This window comes from Catellatospora aurea, assembly GCF_042663325.1.
GTDB classification, from domain to species: Bacteria; Actinomycetota; Actinomycetes; order Mycobacteriales; family Micromonosporaceae; genus Catellatospora; species Catellatospora aurea.
Genome location: NZ_JBHTAC010000035.1, coordinates 55340 through 77986, shown reverse-complemented (window position 1 = coordinate 77986; position 22647 = coordinate 55340). Strand labels below are relative to the sequence as shown.

Below are 22647 nucleotides of genomic sequence, written 5' to 3'. Positions count from 1 at the left end.
GGCCCCGTCCCGTCCCGGTCAGGGCTGCGCGGTCAGCCGGAACGACTGCGCGCCGGTGCCGTTGCAGGTGTACTGCACCAGCTGGACGCTGTCGGCCGTCGAGGCCGCGGGGACGTCGAGGCACTTGCCGCTGTGCCGGGACACGAAGTGGTAGTACCCGCCGCCCTCGGACACGGGCAGCCACTGCTGGTTGTTGCCCCCGCCGTAGGTCCACAGGTGGATCAGCGCGTTGTCGGCGCCGGACACCCCGTTGACGTCGAGCACCTGGGCGGAGTTGTTGCGGTTGTTGATCCGCACGTAGCCGCCGCTGGTCGGCTGGAACAGGTACTGCTGGGCGAACGTGTTGTTGCAGGTGTACTGCTGGATCGCGGTGCCGTTCGCGGTGCCCGAGGAGCGGGCGTCGACGCACTTGTTGCTGGTCTTGTTGATCACGCTGTACCAGGTCGTCGACGAGATCGGGCCGCTCGGCGGGGGGCCGCCCGCGCCGAACGGGCTCAGGACGATGCTCGCCGAGCGCGGGTCGCCGTCGTGGACCAGCGACTCGAACGCGCCGACGTCGTCGAAGGCGAACGCGTACGCCTTGCCGTCGGCCATGTTCGCGTGAATGATCTTGGCGTACTGGTTGGTGGGGCTGTTCTGGTAGAACTGGGCCGCGTTGGTGCTGGGCTGGGTGTCGATGGTGCCCAGCGTGCCGCGGTTGAGCGCGGCGCACAGCGTGCGCGCGATCGGGCCGACGACCAGGTCGTTGGGCGCCTGCAGGTTGCCGTCGCAGCCCCACACGTGGGCGCTGGTCGGCTTGTTGAAGGAGGCCACCTGCTGGCCCGCGGAGTTGGTGAAGTTCATGACGTTGCCGCTGGTCCGCCCGAAGTAGCGGGTGTTGGGCTGGTCGGTGAACGGCACCACGGTCAGTGTCTTGGACGCGTACGCGTTCCAGGCCGAGTTGATGTAGCCGTCGAGGTAGGTGGCGCTGAACAGCCCGGCCCCGGCCGCCTTGCCCGGGGCGAGCACGCGCAACACCGTGCCGTCGGAGGGCCGGGTGTAGACGGTGTTCGCCCAGCCCGACTGCGCGCGGATCTGGTTGATGACGTTGTCGCGCCCGTTGGAGACGACGTCACCGGTGCGCTTGGTGGCCCCGGACGCGCCGGTCACGGTCACCGCGTGCGGCACCGAGAACATGTCGACCTGGGAACTGTTGATCCACAGGCCGGCGTCGTTGTAGGTGAACTCGCTCCAGTCGAACAGGATGTTGTAGTTCGCGTCGCCGGACGCCCACGGCGCGGGCTGGACGAGGCCGTCGGGCGTGAGGAAGAACTTGAGCTTCTCGCCGAAGGAGAAGTAGGCCCGGCCGGAGAAGCCGCGCGGGAAGCGGATGGTGCTGCTGCCGCCGTTGCCGGGGCCGGCGATCGACACGTCGGGGGCCGGTGACGGCGGGAGCTGCCCGCCGGTCCACGGCGTGAACGCGCCCGCGGCGTTGACGTAGCCGAGCCGGCCGGTGCTGAGCTGCACGCCGATGACGTACAGGTAGACCGCGTCGCCGCGGCCGGTGTTGTTGGTGACGGTGACGGGGAGCGGGTCGGGTCCGATCGCCTGGGCGGGCGAGGCGGTCGCGGCGACGGCCAGCGGGACTGCCAGCGCGGTCGCGGCGAGCGCGCCGAGGACTTTTCGTCTGGTGCGCATGTCGCGGAACCTCACATTCTCGATGAGGTGGACGGATCCCGCAGCGGGCGACTGCGAGAGCGCTCTCCAAGCCTCGTCGGTCCAGGGCTGTCCCCAGGCCTTGACCGCGACGCAGGGCTACATCGCGATGACACGAGTTCCCGAGTGCTTGAGAGAGCGCTCTCACGATACGATGCGCGCAAATCTCCGGTCAATAGACGGTGAACGATGACGAGCCGGGTCGCGCACGCGGCGCGGCCCGGCTCGGGTGTCCGGCTCCGGGTCAGTGCACGAACTCCGTGGTCACGTTCGCGTCGACGAGGTCGCCGAAGCCGTACACCCAGGCCTGGCCGACCGGGTCGCCGAGCTGGGCACGCAGCCAGTAGGCGCTCCATCGGGCCGCGGTCTCCACGCTCTGCGCCTGGGCGAGGGTCTGCGGGGACAGGTCGGGCCGCGCGCCGGCCGGGTTCTGCGTGTCGGTGATGCCGTAGTGGTTGGCGCCGAGCACGCCGGCGTACAGCTTGGGCGGCGACGTGACACCCTGGTAGGTGGCGTAGCCGTTGGCCGGGCTGCCGACGCCGTCGGCGCTGCCCTGGATGAGGGCCACCGGGACCGTGTTGGCCACCGGCGGGGTGGTGCCGGTGCCGGGCTGGGTGTTGTTGGTCCCGTACAGCGCGACCGCCTTCAGCTGCGGCGGTGCGGGCGCGGGCACCGTGCAGAACGGCGGGGTGCACAGGCCGGTGGTCAGGTTCAGCGCCGCCGCGCCGCCGAAGGAGTGCCCGAGCAGCAGCAGCTTGCCCGGGTCGAGCGTGCCCAGCAGCGGCGAGCCGGCGCGGGCGTTCTCGGCCTGGGCCCACGTCACCGTCCAGCCGGCCTGCGCGCCGGTGGCGTAGAGGCCGGGCTGGCCGAACAGCACCTGGAAGTGGTTGGGCACGACGACCGCGAAGCCGTACGAGGCGACCTTGGCGGCGTAGCCCGAGTACTGCGCCTTGTCCACGTTGGCGCCCTGCAGCAGCAGCACCACCGGCCACGGGTCGTGGGGTGAGCCGGTGACCGGGTGGTAGACGTCGGCGGCGTCGCCGTTGACGGTGCTCGCGTAGACGGCGACCGAGGAGTAGGCGGCGGAGGCGGGCGCGGGTGCGGCCAGCGCCGCGGTCACGGCGGCGAGGGCGGCGGTGAGAGCGGCGACGGCGGCACGCCGTACACGGTGGCTCGATGTTCTCACGGCGAGGTTCCCGTTTCTGTAGGCGAAACAGTGTTTCGTATCGAGAGACATATTGGAGCCTGTGGCCACGTACGTCAATGCATGGCGGCCCGGTCCGTCGATGCGCAAAACGACTCAAAGTCGAAAGAGCATTCGCAAAACGAGTCGCCGCCGCCGCATGATCGAAGTGGGAACGCCGGTCGTTTCCGCAGGTCGCCAGGGATGAGGGGAGCGCTGTCGTGGGGATCGAGGAAAAGTTCGTCAACCTGTCGCGCCGGTTCGTGGCGCGCACCGTGCAGACCGCCGGGCGATTGGCTGGCTACCCGCGCTGGGAGATGGACGGCCGGCTGATGAGCGCCAAGATCGACGATGACGCGGCCCGGGAGGCGGACAAGGACCGGCTCAAGGCCCTGGAGGCGGTGAGCCGCTTCGCCGCGGACTGGCCCGGCCTGCTCGACACCCAGCGCATCCCACCCGTCGCGAGCACCGGCCCGATGCCGCGTTTCCGTCCGTAGCGGTCCGCCTCGGACATAGCATGGCCTGCGAGAGTGCGTGAACAGGCCGCTGCGGCGCGCCGCGCGACGTCGGGGGAGCCCATGAGCACAGCCATCATTAACACGCTCACCGAGGGTGAGATGATGCTCGTCCGCGAGACCGAGCGGGAGCGGCTCACCGGCCTCGACGAGGACGGCCTGCTCGACCTGCACGACCGTGTCCGGCGGGCGCGCAACAAGTACGTCAAGCTCTACCGCCGCCAGTCCGGCCTGCGTGTCGCCGAGTCCGGGGGCCGGGGCAAGGCCAACCCCAAGGGCACCCGCGACCGGCAGAAGGCCGAGGTGTTCGAGGACGCGCTGGCCCGGGTCAGCCGCGCCGTCGCGCTCGCCGCGAAGGCCAGCGCGCAGCAGCTCAAGGCCGAACGGCTGCAGTTGGCCAAGGAGAGCCGCAACACCACCCCGCCGCGGCCCTCCCGCCCGCCGGCCAAGGCCCGACCCGGCAGCCAGGTCGCCGACCGGTCACCGGACTCACCCGGCCTGCGCAAACGCCAAGCCTCGTCCCGGGCCGCCGGGGCGCGCCGCCAGGCAAGCCGCGACAGCCGCTGACCGGCCACCGCTCCGGTCGATCATGAACTTATGGCAGGGTTCGGCGGTGTGTCGCCGCCCTAACTTCATGATCGAACGGTCGAGCCCGTCCCCGCCTGTGCGGCGACCGGCTGAATCAGGCCGAGGCTGAGGTCGGCCAGGAACCGGGTGAGTGCGGCGCGCTGCCGCCACAGGGTGGTGAGCTGCTCGGTCTGCGGCGCGCCAAGGGTCTCGTACGGCAGCGAGGTGAGGGCGGCGCGGGCGGCCAGGCCCCCGACATAGCCGTAGATGACCGCGTCCGGGTCGGGGTCGACGCCGTTGGCGCGCATGCCCTCGATGTAGGCCGGCACGAGCAGGTCGTGGATTCCCGGCAGCGCGGTGACGTCGACGTGCCCGGCGTGGGCCAGGCCGACCAGCAGCTGGCCGAGGTCGAAGCCGATCGCCAGCGGGCACTGGAACGCGACGTCGATGGCCACGAACGTTTCCGGCTCGCCGCGCGGGACCAGTAGGTTCTGCGGGCTGGCGTCGCCGTGCGCCAGCGCCTGCGGCAGCGCGTCGAGCCGGTCCAGGATCTCGGGCACAGCCGCGGCGATGCGGCGCAGATCGTCGCGCAAGCGGGCGTCGACCGTGGACGCGACCAGGGGATGGGCCCAGATCCCGTCCTCGTCGAGGGCGGGGACCGAGCCGCGCATGACCCGGTTGCCGACCAGCATCCGCAGTGCCCAGCCCGGTTCGCCCGCGCCGGCGAGCAGCTCCGGGGTGCTGCGCAGCGCGGCGAGCCCGCCGAGCGCCGCGGCGGCGCGCCGGTAGTGGTCGAGGGTCCACTCGGCGTCGGCGATGGCGTCGACGTCCTCCATCCACAGCAGCAGTCGCTCGTCGTCGAGTTCGGTGATCCGGTACAGGACGGGGACCCGCAGTCCCTCCGGCAGGTGGCCGGCGAACGGCTGCTCCCACATCGCCAGCTCCTGCCGCCACGGCAGGGTCCGGCACAGCTCCTCCCGGAACTGCTCGGGCACCAGGTGCAGCAGCGGCCAGTGCCGCGGGTGGTGCACCAGCTTGACGAAGACGCTCCACGGGCGGCCATCGCCGGCACCGCGTACGCGGGCGAGGCCGCCGGTGGCGGGGGAGCCGGACTGGTAGGCGATCGGCTCGACGTGCCAGGGGCCGGGGTCGGTGTCCGTGCCGAGCACGAGCTTGGCGACCTCGGCCACTTCCGTTGCGGACAGTTCCATCACCGGCTCCGGGATAGTAAGGCTACCTGACGACCTGGGGAGATAGTAAGGTAGCCTGATGAGTTCGGTCAACGGCGATCCCCCGCACGTGTTCGACCTGCTGGGGCAGGCGCTGACCGCCGGCCGGCGGGGCATGGAGGCCGAGGTCGCCGATGAACCGCACCACCTGCGCGGCTCCCATCTGCGCCTGCTGTCGATGACTCCCGCCGAGGGGCTGCGCCCCACCGAACTCGCCGCCCGCGTCGGCATGACCAAGCAGTCCCTCGGCGAGTTCGTCGCCACCATGCAGCAGGCCGGTTTCCTGCACGTCGACCCGGATCCCGCCGACCGGCGCGCCCGCATCGTCCGCCCCACCGCCAAGGGTCTGCGCCTGCAGGCGCGCATCCTGGAGATCCTCGCCGAGACCGAGAACCGCTGGCGTGACGAGGTCGGCGCGCGGGACTGGGCCGTATTCCACCGGGTGCTGAGCCACCTCGCCGCCGGAAAGGCTCCCGCCGGCGGTTCGCGTTGACCGGCCATACAAAGAATGTCCGGAAAGGGCGAAGCACGTCCGCGTCGCTTCGCGGCCTCGCCCGCACGGATCGAAATGCGTCGGTGAAACGGCCGGGTTCGCACCGCGTCGGTTGATTACGCCATCCGCATGGCTGCCACCTGCGTCGATGTCATCGGTTCGGTTTCTTGTGCGCACCGTTTGGATCCTGTTCGGACACTGATTGACGACGTTCTGACCGTTGAGACTCTGGTGCCGGATTGCCTTCTTGTGCAACGATCCCTTCGCATTCCCCATAGCGGCGCTCTCCTGTTCCGGACCGCTCTGCGGCTCCGTGCGCCGCCACCTCCGCTCAGGCCCTAGAAAGGTGTCCGGATGAGAACACCCAGGTGGCTACGAGCTGCGTTCGTGGGGGTTCTCGTCGTGCCGCTGACCGGCGCGACGTGGACCACTCCCGGAATGGCGGCTCCGCAGCCCTCGCCCTTCAAGGCGAACAAGGTGACGGCGACGTCGCACATCACGGCGGACAAGACCCCCAGCAGCCGCCTCGCGCAGACCGACCCGTCGCTGCTCGGCCGCACCGACACCACCCTGGTGCCGGTGCTGGTGAAGCTCGACGTCGACGCCGTGGCGACCTACGCCGGCGGCATCGACGGCTACGCCGCGACCAGCCCGCGCGTCACCGGCAGGAAGCTGTCGGGCAACGCCGCGGAGAAGCGCTACGAGGGCTACCTCGCCCAGCGTGAGGACGCGTTCGTCAAGGCCCTCGGCAACGTCAAGGGCGCCAAGGCCGGGCAGCGGCTGCGCACCGTGTACGGCGGTGTCGCGGCGGTCGTTCCCGCCAACAAGATCGCCGACGTGCTGAAGATCCCGGGCGTGTCCGCGGTGCAGAAGGACGAGCTGCGCAAGACGCTCACCGACGCCAGCGCCCCGTTCATCGGCGCGACCTCGCTCTACCCGGGTCTGGGCGGCACCGCCAACGCGGGCAAGGGCATCATCATCGGTGTCATCGACACCGGTGCGTGGCCCGAGCACCCGTCCTTCGCCGACCAGGGCAACCTGGGCGCTCCGCCGGCCAAGGCCGACGGCACGCCGCGCGAGTGCGACTTCGGCGACAACCCGCTGACCCCCGCCACCGACGTCTTCGTCTGCAACAAGAAGCTCATCGGCGGTGCCAAGTTCCTGGACACCTACGACGCGCAGACCGGCGACGACATGTACCCGTCGGCGCGCGACAGCGGCGGCCACGGCACGCACACCGCGTCCACGGCGGCCGGCAACAAGCTCACCTCGGCGACGGTGTTCGGCGTCGAGCGAGGACCTCTGAACGGCGTCGCCCCGGGTGCGTGGGTGTCGGTGTACAAGGCCCTCGGCCCGCAGGGCGGCTACAGCTCCGACCTGGCCGCCGCCGCGCAGCAGGCGATCCTCGACGGCGTGTCGGTGATCAACTACTCGATCTCGGGTGGCAGCAACCCGTTCACCGACGCCGTGGAGCTCACGTTCCTCGACGCGTACGCGGCGGGCGTGTTCGTGTCGGCCTCGGCCGGCAACTCCGGCCCCGGCTCGGCGACCACCGACCACGTGTCGCCGTGGGTCACCACGGTCGCGGCGTCGACCCAGGTCCGTGAGTTCGTGTCCACGCTGACCCTCAAGTCGGGTGCGGACACCCTGGTGCTGCAGGGCGCGTCGATCACCTCCGGGGTCGGCGAGCTGCCCGTGGTGATGGCGTCGTCGTACGGCGACCCGCTGTGCCAGGCCGACGCCCCCGCCTCGGTCGCCGGGAAGATCGTGGCGTGCCAGCGCGGCGTCAACGCCCGCGTGGAGAAGGGTTACCACGTCAAGGCGGGCGGCGCGGCAGGCATGATCCTGTTCAACGCCGCACTGGCCGACATCGAGACCGACAACCACTACCTGCCGACGGTGCACCTGGCCGACGGCACGCAGTTCAACGCGTTCGTGGCGGCCCACCCGGCCGGCATCACCGCGTCGTTCACGGCCGGGCAGAAGCAGAACGGCCAGGCCGACGTGATGGCGGCGTTCTCGTCGCGCGGCCCGGGCGGGCTGGGCATCAAGCCCGACATCACCGCCCCGGGCGTGCAGATCCTGGCGGGCAACACGCCCACCCCGGACGCCGTCGAGGGCGGCCCGGCAGGCGAGTACTTCCAGGCCATCGCCGGCACGTCCATGTCCGCCCCGCACATCGCGGGCGCGGCCGTGCTGCTCAAGGCCGCGCACCCGACGTGGACGCCCGGCCAGATCAAGTCCGCCATGATGACCACGGCGAAGACGTCGGTCGTCAAGGAGGACACGGTCACCCCGGCCGACCCGTTCGACCACGGTTCGGGCCGCCTGGACCTGACGAAGGCGTCCAACCCGGGCATCACCTTCGACGAGACCGCCGAGCGCATGTTCGCGCTGGGCAACGACCCGCTCGCGGCGGTGCACCTGAACCTGCCGTCGATCAACGTGCCGACCCTGCCGGGCCGGGTCTCGACGTACCGCACCGCGACCAACGTGAGCAACAAGGCGCAGTCCTACAAGGTCACCACGACGGCCCCGGCCGGTAGCAAGATCACCGTGGCGCCGGCGACGTTCACGCTGAACCCGGGCAAGTCCGTGAAGCTGAAGGTCACCATCGAGTCGAGCGCGCCCACCGGGCAGTACTTCGGCCAGATCGACCTGGACGCGACCCGGGCCGGCATGCCGACCCTGCACCTGCCGGTGGCGTTCGTGCCGCAGCAGGGCAACGTCAGCCTGACCAGCACCTGCGCCGCGGGCTCGATCCCGCTGTCGGGCAACACCACCTGCACGGTGACCGCGACCAACAACGCGTTCGCCGACGCCGACGTCGACCTCAAGACGGTGCTCAACGGCAAGCTCAAGGCCACCGGTGTCACCGGTGCCACCCTGGACACGCCGTGGCAGGTCACCAAGAACGACGTCGCGCTGACCGGCGCCAAGCCGGGCGTGCCGTCGATCGCCCCGGGTGCGGGACCGGCGGGTTACATCCCGCTGGCGGCGTTCGGCATCACGCCGGACCCGCTCGGTGACGAGTCCGTCATCAACTACAACGTGCCGCCCTACGTGTACAACGGCGTCACGTACACGTCGATCGGCATCCTCTCCAACGGTTACGCCGTCGTCGGCGGCGCCACCAGCGAGGACAACAACTGCTGCGCCCTGACCCAGATCCCGGACACCGCCCGCCCGAACAACGTGCTGGCACCGTTCTGGACCGACCTCGACGGCACCAACGACGAGGGCCTGCGGGTCGCGACGCTGACCGACGGCGTCAGCACCTGGCTGGTCATCGAGTGGCAGGTGGATGTTTGGGGCACCAACTCCAACCGCCACTTCCAGATCTGGATCGGCGTCAACGGCACGCAGGACATCTCGTACGCGTACGACGCGGCCGCGCTGCCCGCCGACCCGGGTGGTCAGGCGTACATCGTGGGCGCGGAGAGCGCGGACGGCACCGGCGGCGAGCAGCTCCCGGTCGGCACCCTGCCGACCGAGGACCTGGTCGTCACCAGCACCGACCCGGCTCCGGGCGGCACGGCGTCCTACACGATCAATGTTCGCGGCATCCAGACCGGTTTCGGCGCACTCACCACTGAGATGACCGCCTCGACCGTGCCGGGTGTCACCGTGGTCAGCTCCGCGGTGATCGTGCAGAAGTCCGGCACCGCCGGGCAGCAGCCCTGATCGCAGTGAACTGAAGCCGGGGTGCGCGAACCTGCGCACCCCGGCTTCTCGCCGCCCGGGTCAGGCGGTCGCGCGCTGCCAGGGCGGCGGCACGCGCACCCACGCCATGCCCGCCGCGGTCGCCGCGGCCACGCCCAGGTCGGTGTCCTCGAACACCACGCAATGCTCCGGCGCGACCCCGAGCCCCGCGGCGGCCAGCAGGAACGCCTCCGGGTCCGGCTTGGCCCGGGTGTAGTCCTCCGCGCACACCATCAGGTCGAACCGGTCCAGCAGTCCCAGCGTCGTCAGCGACGCGCTCACCGACGCGCGGGCGCCCCCGGAGACGACCGCGAACGGGATCCGCCCGTGGGCGTCCTCGATGTGCGCCAGCACCTCCGGCACCGCGGTCAGCTGCGGCAGCAGCTGCTGGTACAGGCCCTCGCGGCGCTCGTCGACCTCGGCCGCCGGCATCGCCAGGCCGCGGGTGGCGTTCAGGTCGGCGATGATGTCGGGCACCGTGCGGCCGCCCCACGCGTAGAACAGGTCCTCCGGGAAGTCGCAGCCCCACTCGCCGACCGCCTGCGACCAGGCACGGTAGTGCAGCGGCATCGAGTCGGCGACGGTGCCGTCGCAGTCGAACAGGTAGGCCCGGAACTCCCCGGGCGGCAGCGGCAGCATCACCCGCAGCAGGCTACCCGGATGGGAGCTACAGGCTCACCGCGTACCACGTCCGGGGGCCACTGAGGAACAGGCACCGTCCACGGCCGACGGACCGGCCCCTCTCGCCAAGGGGCGCGGGTGTCCGCGGACCGCTGGGACCGTATTGCGAGGCCAGGGCGGCCCGGCTCATCCGGGCCGCCCTGTCGGCGAGGTCGCGGTGCGCGGGTCAGCGGTCCTGGATCAGGCCGAGCACGTTGCCGTCGGGGTCGGTGACGGTGGCCACGAGACGGCCGCCGCCGACGTCCTGCGCGGGCTGCCGCACGGTCGCGCCCGCGGCGGTGACCTCGGCGAGCTTCGCCTCGATGTCCGGCACGTGCCAGTACGTCACCGGCGAGGTCAGGCCGTACGGTCCGCCCGCGGGCACGAGGCCGATCTGCTGGTCGGCGGCGTCGAAACCGACGTAGTAGGCCGAGTCGGTCTGCGGCGGCACGCCGAGCAGGGCACCGTACACGGCCTTCGCGGCGGCGAGGTCGGACACGGGGTGCAGCACGGTCTTGGCGCCGTAGGTGGAAGAGGCGGTCATGATCACTCCTGTGGTCGTGGGCCGTCGTGGCCCGTTCGGTGGGCTGTCTGCCGGTGGGAACTGGTCAAAGCTTGTCGCTTTCGAGGGATGCGGGCATCCGTGGCGACCACGGAACCGAGCACGGAACGCCGGTGCGCAGCGCCTAGGACCCCTGCGACGCCGCTGCCCCGACGGCGACCAGTGGGACGCCCTGCGCCACGGCCCGGACCGGTTCGGCCGGTGCGGCGGCCGCCCCGCGCCGGCCGAACCGCAGTGCGGCCGCGACGGCCAGGCCCAGCGCGATCGTGAGCAGCGCGGAGATCAGCAGGGTGGTCCGGCCGCCGAGCGCGGTGACGACCGGCCCGCCGAGCAGCGTGCCCAGGCCGGTGGCGGGGGTGGTCAGCGCGGACCGGGCGGCGAGCACGCGGCTGAGCACCTGCGGCGGGGTGCCGCGCTGGAACAGGGCGGTGGAGATCGCGGTGAACGGGCCGTAGATCAGCCCTCCGGCGGCGAACCCGACCAGCCCGGGCACGACGGCGTCGGTCAACCCGAGCGGCAGCAGCGCGGCGCCCCAGCCGACGATGACGGCGACCACGACCCGCCAGGGCGGAAGGCGGCGCAGCAGCACCGTGGCCAGCGAGCCGGCCGTGGCCCCGATCCCGAACACGGTCCAGTACAGGCCGAGCAGGCCGGGTGAGCCGTGCAGGCCGTGCGCGACGTGCACCGGCAGGGCGACCTCGACCGGGCCGTACAGGAAGAAGAACACGCAGGTGACGGCGAGCAGCCCGAGCAGGCGCGGCCGGTCGAGGATGGCGCGCCAGCCGCTGGTCTCCGGTGCGTCTGGCAGGTCCGCAGTGCCGGTGGCCGTGGTCGCCTGCCGCGCGGCGAACGTCCACGCGGCGACCGCCAGCCCGGCGAAGCTCGCCGCGTCCACGCCGATCACCCAGCCCGGCCCGGTCAGCGCCGTCAGGCCGCCGGCCAGCCCCGGGCCGACGACGAACGCCGACTGCGCGAACGTCGACAGCAGCGCGTTGCCGGTGACCTGGTCGTCCTCCGGAAGCAGTTCTGCGACCAGCGTGTACACCCCGGCGCTGCCCCAGGCGTGCAGCAGCGACGACACCGCCAGCAGCGCGACGAACCCGACCGGTTCCAGCAGGCCGGTCACCGCCAGTGCCGCGACCGCGCCCAGCGTCACCGCGCGCACCGAGGCGTCCGCGGCGACCAGCTGCGCGGCCCGCAGCCGTCGCATCAGCGGCGCGAGCAGGGCCGCCCCGAGCGGGGCCGGTAGCGCGTACGCCGCGACCGCCAGCCCGGTCCAGACACCGGCCTGCCCGTCCGGCGCGATCTGCACCGCCAGCCACGCCACCGCGACCATGCTCATGCCGTCGCCGAGGGCCGAGACCAGCTGCGCGGGCAGGATCCAGCGCAGTGCCGGATGCCTGCCCAGCCGGCCGACGGAGCCGATCCAGGACCGTGCGCCGTTTCGCAGTTGCTTCATCTCGTGCTCCGTTTCCGAGTTCCCGTGGGCCTGCTCTGAGCGTCGTCGCGACGCGCCGCGAGGGCATCGGTGCCGACCACGGAAAGCACCTCGGAATCGCGCCACGCAGCGGTGCGCCAGAATGGGCTCCATGACGGCGACGACGGTGGACATCTCGGCCCGGGAGTCCGAAGTGCTGGCGCTGCTGGGCGAGCACCTCAGCAACGCCGAGATCGGGGCGCGGCTGTTCATCTCGGTGCGCACCGTGGAGAGCCACGTGTCCTCGCTGCTGCGCAAGGTCGAGGCCCCGGACCGGCGGGCGCTGGCCCAGCGGGCGTCCGAGCTGACCCGCGCCGCCGACCGGGCCCAACCGACTCCGGTCCTGCCGACGCCGCTGACCTCGTTCGTCGGCCGCGCGCACGAACGCGCCGACCTGGCCGGCCTGCTCAAGACGCAGCGCCAGGTGACCGCGCTCGGCCCCGGCGGCGTCGGCAAGACCCGGCTCGCGCTGGTGGTGGCCGCCGACATGGCAGGCGAGTTCGCCGACGGCGTGTGGTTCGTCGACCTGGTCCCCGTCACCGACCCGGGCGCGGGTGCCGTCGCGGGCGCCGTCGCGGCCGCCCTGGGCCTCGGTGAGCAGCCCGGCCGTGCCATGGACGAGTCCGTGTACGCCGCGCTCGCCGACCGGCAGGCCCTGCTGGTGCTCGACAACTGCGAACACGTCCGCGACGGCGTCGCGCCGTTCCTGGAGCGGCTGCTCGCCGCCTGCCCCCGGCTGACCGTGCTGACCACCAGCCGCGCCCGGCTGATGGTGCCGTTCGAGCGGGTGTACCAGGTCCCGCCGATGTCGCTGGCCGGCGACGGCGAATCCGACGCGGTCGCGCTGTTCCTCGACCGGGTCAGCGAGCTGCGCTGGCCACCCGACACCGTGCTCCGCGAGCACATCGCGTCGGTCTGCGAGCGGCTGGACGGGGTGGCGCTGGCGATCGAGCTGGCCGCCGCCCGCTGGCCCACACTCGGGCTCGACGGCCTCACCGCAGGACTGTCCGACCAGTTGCGGCTGCTGTCCGGCGGCTCCCGGACCGACGAGCGGCACCGCTCCGTACGAGCCGCCCTGGACTGGAGCCACGCCCTGCTCGACCCGGCCGACCAGGCACTGCTGCGCCGGATGGCCGTGTTCGTCGCCCCGTTCACCGTCGACGCGGCGGCGCGGGTGGCCGACCTCGATCCGCCGGTCGTCGCCGACGGGCTGGCCCGGCTCGCCGAGCAGAGCCTGCTCGCGGTCACCGCGACGGCGAACCGCACCGAGTACCGGGCGCTGGAGACCATCCGCCAGTACGGCATCGAGCGGCTCGCCGACGCCGGTGAACTCGACGACGCCCGCGCCAGGCATCTGCGCTGGTGCCTGGCCCAGGCCGCCGACCTGGCCGCGGCGCGCACCGACCTGCGAGCGCGGTTCGACGCCACCGCCGACGACCTGCGCGCCGCGCTGGCCTGGGCCGCCGACCGGCCGGAGCAGCGTACGGACGTGCACCACCTCGCCCGGCACATGGCTGAGCTGAGCTTCACCCGGACCTACGTCGGCGAGTCGCAGCTGCGCTACGAGCAGGCCGCCGCGCTCGCCGACGACCCGGCCGCGGCCGCGGAGCTGCTGCGCGCCGCCGCCGCCGTGGCCGGCTGCCGCATGCGTGGGGAGGACATGTACCGCCTGCACCGTGCCGCCGCCGACGCCGCCCGCCAGGCTGGCGACACCGCGGGGGCAGCCCGTGACCTCGCCACCGCCGCGACCAACGCGCACCGGTTCTGGAGCAAGTTCGAGCAGCTCCCGCCGCACGAGGAGACCATCGCCCTCGTCGCCCAGGCCCGCGAACTGGCCGGCGACGACCCGGCCGCCCAGGCCGCCGTGGCGCTGGCCGAGGCCGGGGTGCTCGCCGACGCGTTCGGCGCGGCCCAGGGCCCGGCCGACAACGCCGTGGACGACACGACCGCGCGTACCGCACTGGCCGTCGAACTCGCCGCCCGCACCGGCGACCCGCTCGCCGAGTCCGCCGCGCTGGACGCGCTCACCGGCGCGCAGAGCTGGGCCGGTGACGCGTTCGCCGCCGCGGCCACCGCCCGGCGCAGGGTCTCGCTGCTGTCGCCGCTACCGGACACCCCCGCCGCGACCCACGAACTGCTCGACGCCCTCGGCATGGCCACCGAGGCCGCCCTCGGCGCGGGCGACCTGCCCGCGGCGCGGCGCTGGGGCCGGCGGCTGGCCGAGCATCCGCTGCTGGCCGAGGTCGGGCACCGGGCCACAAGCTGGCTGCTCGTCGTCGACGCGCTGGCGGGCGACGTCGACGAGGTGCGCGCGGTCAGCGAACGCTTCCTGGAGGCCTGGCAGCGCGCCGGAAGCCCCGCCCGGTCCGTGCTCGGCCCCGCCGTGGCCGCCGTCGCGATGGTCCACGGCCTGCGCGACGACCACGAGGCCCGGTGCGACTGGAACGCGATCCTGCGGCAGCTCGGCACCCCGCCGGAGCACACCTACGGCTACGGGGCGGTCTTCGACGCGCTCGGCCTGCTCCACGAGGGCCAGCCCGACCTGGCGCTGCGGCGCATGGCACCCGAACCCGCCGACGTGTGGAAGTGGGTCACCTGGATCTGGCACCACTGGTACGTGGCCCTGCGCGCCGAAGCTTCGGTGCTCGCCGGAAGCCCGGACGCCGCAGAGCGAGTGGCCGCGGCGCGGACGGTCGTGGCCGGCAACCCGGTCGCCGAGGCGATCGTGGAACGGGCGCAGGCGCTGCTCGACGGCGACCGGCAGCGGCTGCTCGCCACCGTGGACGCCTTCGACGCCGCCGGTTGCCGCTACCAGTCGGCCCGGACCCTGGTGCTGGCCGGCAGCGGTGACGCGGCCCGGGGCGCGGCCGCCGTCGCCGCACTCGGCCTGGCCCCGATGGCTCCCGCCCGGCTTGCGAGGCGATGAACGGACCCGTCCGGGGCATGCCGTCCACGCGGGCGACCGTACCAACGAGGCTCACGGGTCGATGAGCTGTTCTGCGGGGTGTGCCCCGCGGCAACAGGTATCACCGTCTGCGGTTACATCTTTTTTGATGTGGCCACATCAAAAAAGATGTAACGGTAGGGCGGGATCGGTGCGCCTGCGGCGTCGGTGTCGCGGGCTGTTCGGTGTGATCAGCTCGCGAACTCGATGCCGGTGAGGTCGACCTGGCGGTGCGCGGCGAGCCGTTCGGCCTGTTCGGTGACCGCCTGCCGGACCCGGGCCGGCATCGTGCCCCACGGCTCGACGGCGACCGTGAACTTCTTGCCCGACTTGCGGGGACGCCAGACGCCGATCAGCTCACCGCCGGACAGCACCGCACCCGGCCGGCCCAGCACGGGCCACAGCTGTTTGGCGCGGGCCTCGTCGGCGACCAGCGTCGACCGGTCCTTGGCCTGCAGGAACAGGTCGTACGGGCCGAGCAGGCGGGTCGCCTCAGCGGGGGCAGAGGTCAAAGCGGGCTTGTCGGCGGCGAGCAGCCAGCGCCGCTCACCGGCGACTTCGACCTCGACCACGTCCTCGGGCCAGTGCGCCTGCACGTCCTTGACCGGCGCGTCGAGGTAGTCGGCGACATGTTTCGGGGTGGCGGGGCCGAGCAGCCGCAGGTACGCCCGTACCACGTCGAATTGCTCGCCCGGTGCCGCCGCCTTGCGGAAGCCGGTGATGCGCCGCAGGACCGGGGGAGAGGTGCCGGGGTCCAGTTCCAGGCCGGCGCGCAGGGCGGCCAGCCGGAACGGCATCTCGTACAGGTGGATGGTGTCGCAGGGGCGGCAGAAGCGCAGGTAGGGCTCCGGCAGGAGCTTCGCGACGGCTCCCGACACGTCGCCCTTGACCGTCGGCGTGGTCACGATCTCGCGCATCCGGGCAGCCACCTCGTCGAGGGCGGCCAGGTTCGCGATGCCGGCGGCTTTGAGCGGCTTGGACGCGTCGTAGATGCGCTTGCCGGCGTCGGCGTCGGAGAACGGTTCGACCGCCGCCGCGATCCGGCCCACGTCGGCCCGGCGGTACAGGTGCGGCGCACCCCGGACCGTCCACAGCATGACCGTGTCCTGCTCGGACAGTGCGGCCACGTCGACGCCGCGGATAGCCAGCGCCCAGGCCGCGCCGTCGGGCCCGGTGTCCTGAACACCGAGGTCGAGCACGGCGGTGTCGGCGAGCGCCCCCGCCGCCCGGTCGAGCTGCTGGGCGTGGACCCGGAAGTTCAGCACCTGCTGCCGGTCGATCATCGGTCAAGCCTATCCACGCGGCCCGACAGTCACCTGGGCCGCGTGCCGTCGACGTCCTTTCGGCTTCGCCGGATCGGGCAGTCCATCGGGTCGGCTCGGCGGTGCCGCCGGTCGGAATCATGACCCGGAAATGGCTGAACCGGCCCTGCCGCGAGGCTTGTCCCAGACGTTAGGTTCGCGCAGACCACACTGAGTCGGGAGTTCGCGGATGCGCGTGTCGGTAAAGCACATTGGCGTGGCACTGGCGACCCTGCTGGTGGTGGTCGCGACGCCGGCCGTCACCGCGGCCGCCGACGTCACGCACACCGCCTGGACCTGGGGCGGCAACGGGCTGGGGCAGCTCGGCAACGGCACCACCACGGCCCGCCGGACCCCCGGCACCGTGCCGGGGCTGACCGACATCGTGCAGATCGCGGGCGGCCGCGACCACGTCGTCGCGCTCGACGCGAACGGTCGCGTGTGGACCTGGGGCGGCAACGCGTTCGGCCAGCTCGGCACGGGCAACACGACCACCCGCCTGTCGCCGGTGATGCTGCCCGGCCTGACCGGCATCGTCGAGGTGGCGTCCGGGCACGACCACTCGATGGCGCGCACCGCGTCGGGCTCGGTCTACACCTGGGGCCTGAACACGACCGGGCAGATCGGCGACGGCTCGACCACCAACCGGCTGTCGCCGGTCGCGGTCACCGGCCTCACCGACGCCGTGTCGCTGGCCGCCGGGCGGGACATGAGCTACGCCATCCGGGCCAACGGATTCGCCTACGGCTGGGGCCAGAACACCAACGGCGAGCTGGGCGACGGCACCACCACCCGGCGCACCTCGCCGGTGCGGGTCGGCACGCTCACCAACGTCGAGAAGCTCGCCGGCGGGCGCGACCACGGCCTGGCCCGCCTGGCCGACGGCTCGCTGTGGGCGTGGGGCTGGAACGCGTACGGCCAGGTCGGCGACGGCACGCTCACCAACCGGACCTCCCCCGTGCAGATCTTCGCCGCCGGCATCGCCGACATCATCGCGGGCGCGCACCACTCGTACGCGCTGCGGACCGACGGCCAGGTGCTGTCCTGGGGCCGCAACTACCGCAACGAGCTGGGCGACGGCACCAGCACCAACCGCACCCGGCCGGTGTCGGTGACGGGGGTGACCTCCGCAGTGTCGATCGCGTCGGGCCGCGACCATGGCATCGCCGCGATGGCCGACGGCTCCGTGAAGACGTGGGGCTACAACGCCGACGGGCAGCTCGGCGACGGGACCACCACGAGCCGTCCCACCGCGATCACGGTGCCGGGCATCTCCGGCGTCACCGTGGCCGGGGGCGGCGGCCAGGCGTACTCGGTCGTGCTGGTCCCCGACGGCGGCAACCCGCCGTCCAACCAGGACCCGGTCGCCGCGTTCAGCTCCTCGTGCACGCTGCTGGCCTGCACGTTCGACGGCACCGGATCGGACGACCCGGACGGCGACGTCACCGGGCACGCGTGGACGTTCGGCGACGGCGGCACCGGCACCGGGCCGAACCCGTCGCACACGTACGCGGCCGCGGGCACCTACTCCGTGACCCTCACCGTCACCGACGACGACGGCGCGACCGATACCCTCACCCGGACCGTCACCGCGACCACCCCGCCGACCGGCGGCACCGTGACCTACCGGGCCGCCACCGGCGTCGACGCCAACGTGATGCGGCCCGCCGTGACCGTGCCCGCCGCGGTGCAGCCCGGCGACACGCTGCTGCTGTTCGTCTCCGCCAACCGGGGCGCGACGGCCACGACCCCGGCCGGCTGGACGCTGCTGAGCACGAAGACCGACGGCGCCGACATGGTGTCGTGGCTGTTCACCCGCACCGCGGTCGCCGGCACGGCGGGCTCGTCGGTGACCACCACGTTCGACGCGATCACCAAGGCGAGCCTGGTCGTTCTGGCGTACTCCGGCGCGGGCCCGGTTACCGCCGCCGCGTTCGAGGACACCGCCAGCAAGACCACCCACCCGACGGCGGCGGTCACCGTGAGCGCGACCGGGTCGACGGTGGTCAGCTACTGGGTGCAGAAGGTCAGCGACACCGCGACCTGGTCGGTGCCCGGCACCGTCACCTCCCGCACCACGACCACGGGCAGCGGCGGCGGCCGGCTCGTGGTGGTCGCGGCCGACACCGGCGGCGTGGCGGCAGGCACGTGGGCCGCGGTGACGGCAACGAGCACGGTCGCCTCGGCCCGCGCCATCGGCTGGAGCGTCGTGCTCCCACCGGCCTGACCGGCACAGCGGACAGCGGACGGCCCCGGCGGATGACCGTCGGGGCCGTCGTTCCGTGTGCGGCAGATGGACGCGGACCGGCTGCTCAGGAGCGGTTCCAGCGCAGCGACAGGCCCACGCCCGTGCCGGCCAGCAGTGCTCCGGCGAGCACGAACCAGACCGTCATCTCGACGTCCCGCTTCTGCACGACGATCGTGCCCGGCAGGTCCGTGAGCACGTCCACCAGCTGCTCGGCGTCCTGAGCCCGGAAGTACTCGCCGCCGGTCAGCTCCGCGACCTCGCCGAGGGTCTCCTCGTCGATCAGCTGCGCGCGCCGGCCGCCACCGCCGCCCCGCCACTCCGGCCGCGCGCCGGAACCCGCGGTCATCTGGTCGGGGCTGCAGATCAGCGGCGCGGGCTCGGTGGTGCCGAAACCGATGGTGTACACCCGCAGCCCGCGCGCCTTGGCCTCCTGCGCCGCGGTGACCGGGTCGACGCCCTGGGTGTTCGCGCCGTCGGTCAGCACCACGATCGTGTCGGCGACGTACGAGCCGGGGGCGGGGGCGTCCGGTGAGCCGAGCTCCACGCCGGTCGGCGGGACCGCCGGGTTGATCTCGGCGATCGCGTCGATGGAGGTGAGGATGGCCTGGCCGATGGCGGTGCCGCGGGAGGTGCGCAGGTTGTCGATCGCGGTGAGCAACGCCTGCTTGTCGTCGGTCGGCTCGACCAGCAGGCCGGAGATGCCGGAGAAGGCGACCAGCCCGATCCGCGTCCCGTCGTCCTGGGCCAGCACGAACTCCCGCGCCGCGTCGCGGGCCGCGGCCAGCCGGTTCGGCGGCACGTCGGTGGAGCACATCGACTGCGACACGTCCATCGCCAGCAGGATCGACGTGGAGTCCTGCGGCACGGCCAGCGACGCCTGCGGCCGGGCGACGGCGAGCCCGAGCGCGAGCATGCCCAGCGCGAACAGCGCCGCCGGGATGCGACGCTGCCAGCGCGACCGGCCGGGCAGCGCGGCCCGGATCAGCGCGATGCTGGACACGCGCACGGCGACCTTGCGGCGGCGGCGGTTCAGCCACCAGCGGGCGAGCAGCAGCAGCGGGACCACGAGCAGGGCGGCCAGCGCCCACGGCCAGGCGAGCGACATCAGACGATCCTTCCGTACCAGCGGATCATCAGCAGTCCGCCGAGGGTCAGCAGCAGCAGCGCGGAGCCCGCGAACAGCGCGGTGAGCTCGATGTGCTCGGGCTCGGTGGTGATGCGCAGGTCGATGGACCGGTGGATGTCGTTGAGCGCGGCCGCGTCACGGGCCGGGTGGTACGTGCCGCCGGTGACCGCGGCGAGTTCGGTGAGCAGCTGCTCGTCCAGCGCGGTGGCGACCTGGAAGCCCTCGACCTCGACGGTGGCGCCCTCGGGGGTGCCGATGCCGACGGTCTCGATGCGCACCCCGGCCGCGCCGGCCAGCGCCGCGGCCGCCTGCGCCTGCTCGGGACTCTCGGTCTCCTGCCCGTCGGAGAACACGATGATCGTGGCCGAACCCCAGTAGCCGAGGTCGGGCGGGGCGGCGTCCTCCTCCGTCGGCAGCTCGACGGGCTCGCCGACGATCGCCGACAGGGCGGTCAGGATCGCCTGGCGCAGCGAGGTGCTGCCGCTGGTGGACAAGCGGGTGATGGCGTTCTTCACCGCGGCCCGGTCGTCGGTCGGGGTCTGCGTCAGCAGGCCGCCCTGGCCGAAGATGACCACCCCGATGTCCACGGTGGACGGCTGCCGGTCGACGAAACCCTGCGCGGCGGCCTGCGCGGCGGCCAGCCGGGACGGTTCGACGTCGGTGGCGGCCATGCTGTTCGACACGTCGAACACCAGCATCACCGTGCCCGACACCCGCGGCACCGGCAGCTCCGCGTGCGGGCGGGCCAGGCCGACCAGCAGCATCGGCAGCGCGGCCAGGAACAGCACGTACGGCAGGTGCCGGCGGACGGCACCCCGGCCGCCCGCGGCGGTCAGGCCGAGCCCCGCGCCGCGCAGCACGGCCGTGCGCCGCCGCTGCAGCCGCAGGTACGCCAGCACCGCGGTGCCGGTGCCGACCACGGCCAGGGCGATCAGGAACGGGTACTGCACGGTCATCGGACTCTCCGCCTCGTCCGGCGCACCATGTCGACCAGGGCGTCGACGAGGTCGGTGTCGGTGGTGACGCGATGGGCCGCGACCCCGGCCCGGTTCATCGTGTCCGCCAGCCCGCTCTCCCGGGCCTGCACCTCCGCCTCCAGGCGGCGGCGCAGCAGCGGGTCGCCGCTGTCGACGAGCAGCTGCTCGCCGGTCTCGGCGTCCTCGACGAAGATCATGCCGAGGTCGGGCAGGTCGAGTTCGGCCGGGTCGACGATGCGTACGGCGACGACCTCGTGCCGGTGCGACAGCAGCGCCAGCGCCCGCTCCCAGCCGGGGTCGCCGATGAAGTCCGACAGCACCAGCACCAGGCTGCGCCGCCGGGCCGTGGCGGCGGCCAGCCGCAGCATCGCCGACAGGTCCGTGGTGGCCCCCGCCTCGGCGCGCGGCGCGGGCGCGTCGAGTTCGTGGGTCAGCCGCAGCACCTGGTCGCGGCCGGTGCGCGGCGGGATCACCCGCTGGTGCCGGTTGTCGAACAGGATCGCGCCGACCCGGTTGCCGCGGTAGGTCAGCAGCCGGGCCAGGCACACGGCCAGCTCGTTGAGCGTCGCGTCCTTGCCCTGGCGGCCGGTGCCGCGCATCGACGCGGACCGGTCCAGCACCAGCCACGCCGTGAGGTCACGGTCCTCGGTGTACTGGCGCACGAACGGCTCGTCCATGCGCGCGGTGACGTTCCAGTCGATGTGCCGCACGTCGTCCTCGGGCGTGTACGCGCGCACGTCGCTGAAGTCGAGCCCGGCGCCGCGCCACACCGTACGGTGCCCGCCCTGCAACCGCCCGTCGAGCCTGCGCAGGACCTGCCACTCCAGCCGGCGCAACAGCCGGTCCGAGGCCGCGGTCATGTCCTTGCCTCCCGTCGCCCGATGCTCGCTGACACGGGTCAGCGGCCCTGCATGGCGAGTTCCGGCACGGGCAGGGCGGACATGATCCGGTCCAGCACCGCGTCCGCGCTCACCTCGTCGGCCAGCGCCTCGTACGACATGACCAGCCGGTGCCGCAGCACGTCCAGGGCCAGGTCGGTGAGGTCCTGGGGCAGCGCGTACTCCCGCCCGCGCAGGAACGCCAGCGCCCGCCCGGCCAGCACCAGGTTGATCGACGCGCGAGGGCTCGCGCCGTAGGTGACGTAGCGGGCCAGCTGAGGCTGGCCGACCAGCGCGGGGTCGCGCGTCGCGGCGGTGAGGCGGACCGCGTACTCGATCAGCGACGGGTCGACGTAGACCCGGTCGGCCTGGCGCTGCAGCTCGATCAGCTGCGCGGGGTCGATGATGCGCTGGATCGCCGCGCCGGGGCTGACCGCCCGCTCGACGATCACGAACTCCTCGGTGGCGGTCGGGTAACCCACCAGCACCTTCATCATGAACCGGTCCACCTGCGCCTCGGGCAGGGGATACGTGCCGTCGGACTCGATCGGGTTCTGGGTGGCCAGCACCAGGAACGGCTCCGGCACGTGGTGCGTCTCCCGGCCGATGGTGACCTGGTGCTCCTGCATCACCTCCAGCAGCGCGCTCTGCACCTTCGCCGGGGCCCGGTTGATCTCGTCGGCGAGCAGCAGGTTCGTGAACACCGGCCCGAGCGACACCTGGAACTCGCCGCTGTGCTGGTGGTAGGTGCGGGTGCCGGTGATGTCGGCCGGGACCAGGTCGGGGGTGAACTGCACCCGGTGGAACTGCCCGCCGACGGCCTCCGCGAGCGACTTCACGGCCAGCGTCTTGGCCAGGCCCGGCACGCCCTCGACCAGGATGTGCCCGCGCGCCAGCAGCGCGACCATCAGCCGCTCCAGCAGCAGGTCCTGCCCGACGATGACCTTCTTGACCTCGTAGAGCACCTGTTCCACGGTGCTCTGGCCGGCGGCCGGCGACGGCCCGCCCGGGCGGGAGGGTTGCCGGTGGCCGTTGCCGGAAGCGGGTGTGTTCATGGGACCGTCCTGTTCGGATCGAGGGTCGTTGCGGG

17 protein-coding genes are annotated in these 22647 nt (G+C 72.7%); 6 read left to right on the top strand and 11 right to left on the bottom strand.

Annotation, left to right across the window (positions count from 1 at the left end; translation table 11 throughout):
* Window positions 1–18 precede the first annotated feature (18 nt).
* Together ACFQO7_RS27320 and ACFQO7_RS27315 are read right to left on the bottom strand one after the other, a co-directional pair.
* Window positions 19–1677: a beta-1,3-glucanase family protein gene (locus tag ACFQO7_RS27320; RefSeq protein ID WP_376809053.1), complete on the bottom strand. Its 1659-nt coding sequence runs from the start codon at window positions 1675–1677 to the stop codon at window positions 19–21.
* Window positions 1678–1939: 262 nt separating this feature from the next.
* Complete coding sequence (locus tag ACFQO7_RS27315) at window positions 1940–2881, bottom strand: alpha/beta hydrolase (RefSeq protein WP_376809052.1); 942 nt, start codon at window positions 2879–2881, stop codon at window positions 1940–1942.
* 218 nt (window positions 2882–3099) lie between these two features.
* Here ACFQO7_RS27315 and ACFQO7_RS27310 point away from each other — a divergent pair, with 218 nt between their 5' ends.
* Complete coding sequence (locus ACFQO7_RS27310) at window positions 3100–3375, top strand: hypothetical protein (protein ID WP_376809051.1); 276 nt, start codon at window positions 3100–3102, stop codon at window positions 3373–3375.
* Window positions 3376–3456: 81 nt separating this feature from the next.
* On the top strand, window positions 3457–3960 hold the full coding sequence (locus ACFQO7_RS27305; protein WP_376809050.1) for a hypothetical protein: 504 nt from the start codon (window positions 3457–3459) through the stop codon (window positions 3958–3960).
* Window positions 3961–4025: 65 nt separating this feature from the next.
* Here the strand turns inward: ACFQO7_RS27305 and ACFQO7_RS27300 are convergent, their stop codons facing one another.
* Window positions 4026–5171 carry a hypothetical protein gene (locus ACFQO7_RS27300; RefSeq protein ID WP_376809049.1) on the bottom strand — a complete coding sequence of 382 codons (1146 nt, stop codon included), beginning with the start codon at window positions 5169–5171 and terminating at the stop codon, window positions 4026–4028.
* A 58-nt stretch (window positions 5172–5229) separates the two neighbouring features.
* Here ACFQO7_RS27300 and ACFQO7_RS27295 point away from each other — a divergent pair, with 58 nt between their 5' ends.
* Window positions 5230–5682: a MarR family winged helix-turn-helix transcriptional regulator gene (locus tag ACFQO7_RS27295; protein ID WP_376809048.1), complete on the top strand. Its 453-nt coding sequence runs from the start codon at window positions 5230–5232 to the stop codon at window positions 5680–5682.
* A 354-nt stretch (window positions 5683–6036) separates the two neighbouring features.
* Window positions 6037–9366, top strand: a complete 3330-nt coding sequence (locus ACFQO7_RS27290) for a S8 family serine peptidase (RefSeq protein WP_376809047.1) — start codon at window positions 6037–6039, stop codon at window positions 9364–9366.
* Window positions 9367–9426: 60 nt separating this feature from the next.
* On the opposite strand, the gene ACFQO7_RS27285 is transcribed toward ACFQO7_RS27290, so the two are convergent.
* From ACFQO7_RS27285 to ACFQO7_RS27275, 3 genes are all read right to left on the bottom strand, one after another.
* Entirely contained in the window at window positions 9427–10023 is a 597-nt protein-coding gene (locus ACFQO7_RS27285) for an HAD family hydrolase (RefSeq protein WP_376809055.1), read from the bottom strand.
* A 208-nt stretch (window positions 10024–10231) separates the two neighbouring features.
* Entirely contained in the window at window positions 10232–10588 is a 357-nt protein-coding gene (locus ACFQO7_RS27280; protein WP_376809046.1) for a VOC family protein, read from the bottom strand.
* A 142-nt stretch (window positions 10589–10730) separates the two neighbouring features.
* On the bottom strand, window positions 10731–12065 hold the full coding sequence (locus tag ACFQO7_RS27275; RefSeq protein WP_376809045.1) for an MFS transporter: 1335 nt from the start codon (window positions 12063–12065) through the stop codon (window positions 10731–10733).
* 130 nt (window positions 12066–12195) lie between these two features.
* On the opposite strand from ACFQO7_RS27275, the gene ACFQO7_RS27270 reads away from it, so the two are divergent.
* Window positions 12196–15009: an ATP-binding protein gene (locus ACFQO7_RS27270; RefSeq protein ID WP_376809044.1), complete on the top strand. Its 2814-nt coding sequence runs from the start codon at window positions 12196–12198 to the stop codon at window positions 15007–15009.
* 209 nt (window positions 15010–15218) lie between these two features.
* Here ACFQO7_RS27270 and ACFQO7_RS27265 read toward each other — a convergent pair whose 3' ends face one another.
* On the bottom strand, window positions 15219–16310 hold the full coding sequence (locus ACFQO7_RS27265; RefSeq protein WP_376809043.1) for a winged helix DNA-binding domain-containing protein: 1092 nt from the start codon (window positions 16308–16310) through the stop codon (window positions 15219–15221).
* 235 nt (window positions 16311–16545) lie between these two features.
* Between ACFQO7_RS27265 and ACFQO7_RS27260 the strand changes: the two genes are divergently transcribed.
* Window positions 16546–18555, top strand: a complete 2010-nt coding sequence (locus tag ACFQO7_RS27260) for an RCC1 domain-containing protein (protein WP_376809042.1) — start codon at window positions 16546–16548, stop codon at window positions 18553–18555.
* Between the two features lie 85 nt (window positions 18556–18640).
* Here the strand turns inward: ACFQO7_RS27260 and ACFQO7_RS27255 are convergent, their stop codons facing one another.
* Genes ACFQO7_RS27255 through ACFQO7_RS27240 form a run of 4 tightly spaced genes read right to left on the bottom strand, consistent with a single transcriptional unit; the run spans window position 18641 to window position 22612 of the window.
* Window positions 18641–19681, bottom strand: a complete 1041-nt coding sequence (locus ACFQO7_RS27255; RefSeq protein ID WP_360531814.1) for a VWA domain-containing protein — start codon at window positions 19679–19681, stop codon at window positions 18641–18643.
* Complete coding sequence (locus ACFQO7_RS27250; protein ID WP_376809041.1) at window positions 19681–20658, bottom strand: VWA domain-containing protein; 978 nt, start codon at window positions 20656–20658, stop codon at window positions 19681–19683. Before ACFQO7_RS27250 ends, ACFQO7_RS27255 begins: the two co-directional genes overlap by 1 nt.
* Entirely contained in the window at window positions 20655–21539 is an 885-nt protein-coding gene (locus ACFQO7_RS27245; RefSeq protein WP_376809040.1) for a DUF58 domain-containing protein, read from the bottom strand. The genes ACFQO7_RS27250 and ACFQO7_RS27245 overlap by 4 nt, the downstream gene beginning before the upstream one ends.
* Window positions 21540–21577: 38 nt before the next feature.
* A complete protein-coding gene (locus ACFQO7_RS27240; protein WP_376809039.1) occupies window positions 21578–22612 on the bottom strand; it encodes an AAA family ATPase in 1035 nt (344 codons plus the stop codon).
* Window positions 22613–22647 lie beyond the last annotated feature (35 nt).

What these genes read in the sequence shown, in the direction of transcription:
- ACFQO7_RS27280 (WP_376809046.1), bottom strand. Translation starts at nt 10,588, where the DNA reads ATGACCGCCTCTTCCACCTACGGCGCCAAGACCGTGCTGCACCCCGTG.
- ACFQO7_RS27285 (WP_376809055.1), bottom strand. Translation starts at nt 10,023, where the DNA reads ATGCTGCCGCTGCCGCCCGGGGAGTTCCGGGCCTACCTGTTCGACTGC.
- ACFQO7_RS27275 (WP_376809045.1), bottom strand. Translation starts at nt 12,065, where the DNA reads ATGAAGCAACTGCGAAACGGCGCACGGTCCTGGATCGGCTCCGTCGGC.
- ACFQO7_RS27265 (WP_376809043.1), bottom strand. Translation starts at nt 16,310, where the DNA reads ATGATCGACCGGCAGCAGGTGCTGAACTTCCGGGTCCACGCCCAGCAG.
- ACFQO7_RS27240 (WP_376809039.1), bottom strand. Translation starts at nt 22,612, where the DNA reads ATGAACACACCCGCTTCCGGCAACGGCCACCGGCAACCCTCCCGCCCG.
- ACFQO7_RS27295 (WP_376809048.1), top strand. Translation starts at nt 5,230, where the DNA reads ATGAGTTCGGTCAACGGCGATCCCCCGCACGTGTTCGACCTGCTGGGG.
- ACFQO7_RS27245 (WP_376809040.1), bottom strand. Translation starts at nt 21,539, where the DNA reads ATGACCGCGGCCTCGGACCGGCTGTTGCGCCGGCTGGAGTGGCAGGTC.
- ACFQO7_RS27300 (WP_376809049.1), bottom strand. Translation starts at nt 5,171, where the DNA reads ATGGAACTGTCCGCAACGGAAGTGGCCGAGGTCGCCAAGCTCGTGCTC.
- ACFQO7_RS27250 (WP_376809041.1), bottom strand. Translation starts at nt 20,658, where the DNA reads ATGACCGTGCAGTACCCGTTCCTGATCGCCCTGGCCGTGGTCGGCACC.
- ACFQO7_RS27320 (WP_376809053.1), bottom strand. Translation starts at nt 1,677, where the DNA reads ATGCGCACCAGACGAAAAGTCCTCGGCGCGCTCGCCGCGACCGCGCTG.
- ACFQO7_RS27255 (WP_360531814.1), bottom strand. Translation starts at nt 19,681, where the DNA reads ATGTCGCTCGCCTGGCCGTGGGCGCTGGCCGCCCTGCTCGTGGTCCCG.
- ACFQO7_RS27305 (WP_376809050.1), top strand. Translation starts at nt 3,457, where the DNA reads ATGAGCACAGCCATCATTAACACGCTCACCGAGGGTGAGATGATGCTC.
- ACFQO7_RS27270 (WP_376809044.1), top strand. Translation starts at nt 12,196, where the DNA reads ATGACGGCGACGACGGTGGACATCTCGGCCCGGGAGTCCGAAGTGCTG.
- ACFQO7_RS27290 (WP_376809047.1), top strand. Translation starts at nt 6,037, where the DNA reads ATGAGAACACCCAGGTGGCTACGAGCTGCGTTCGTGGGGGTTCTCGTC.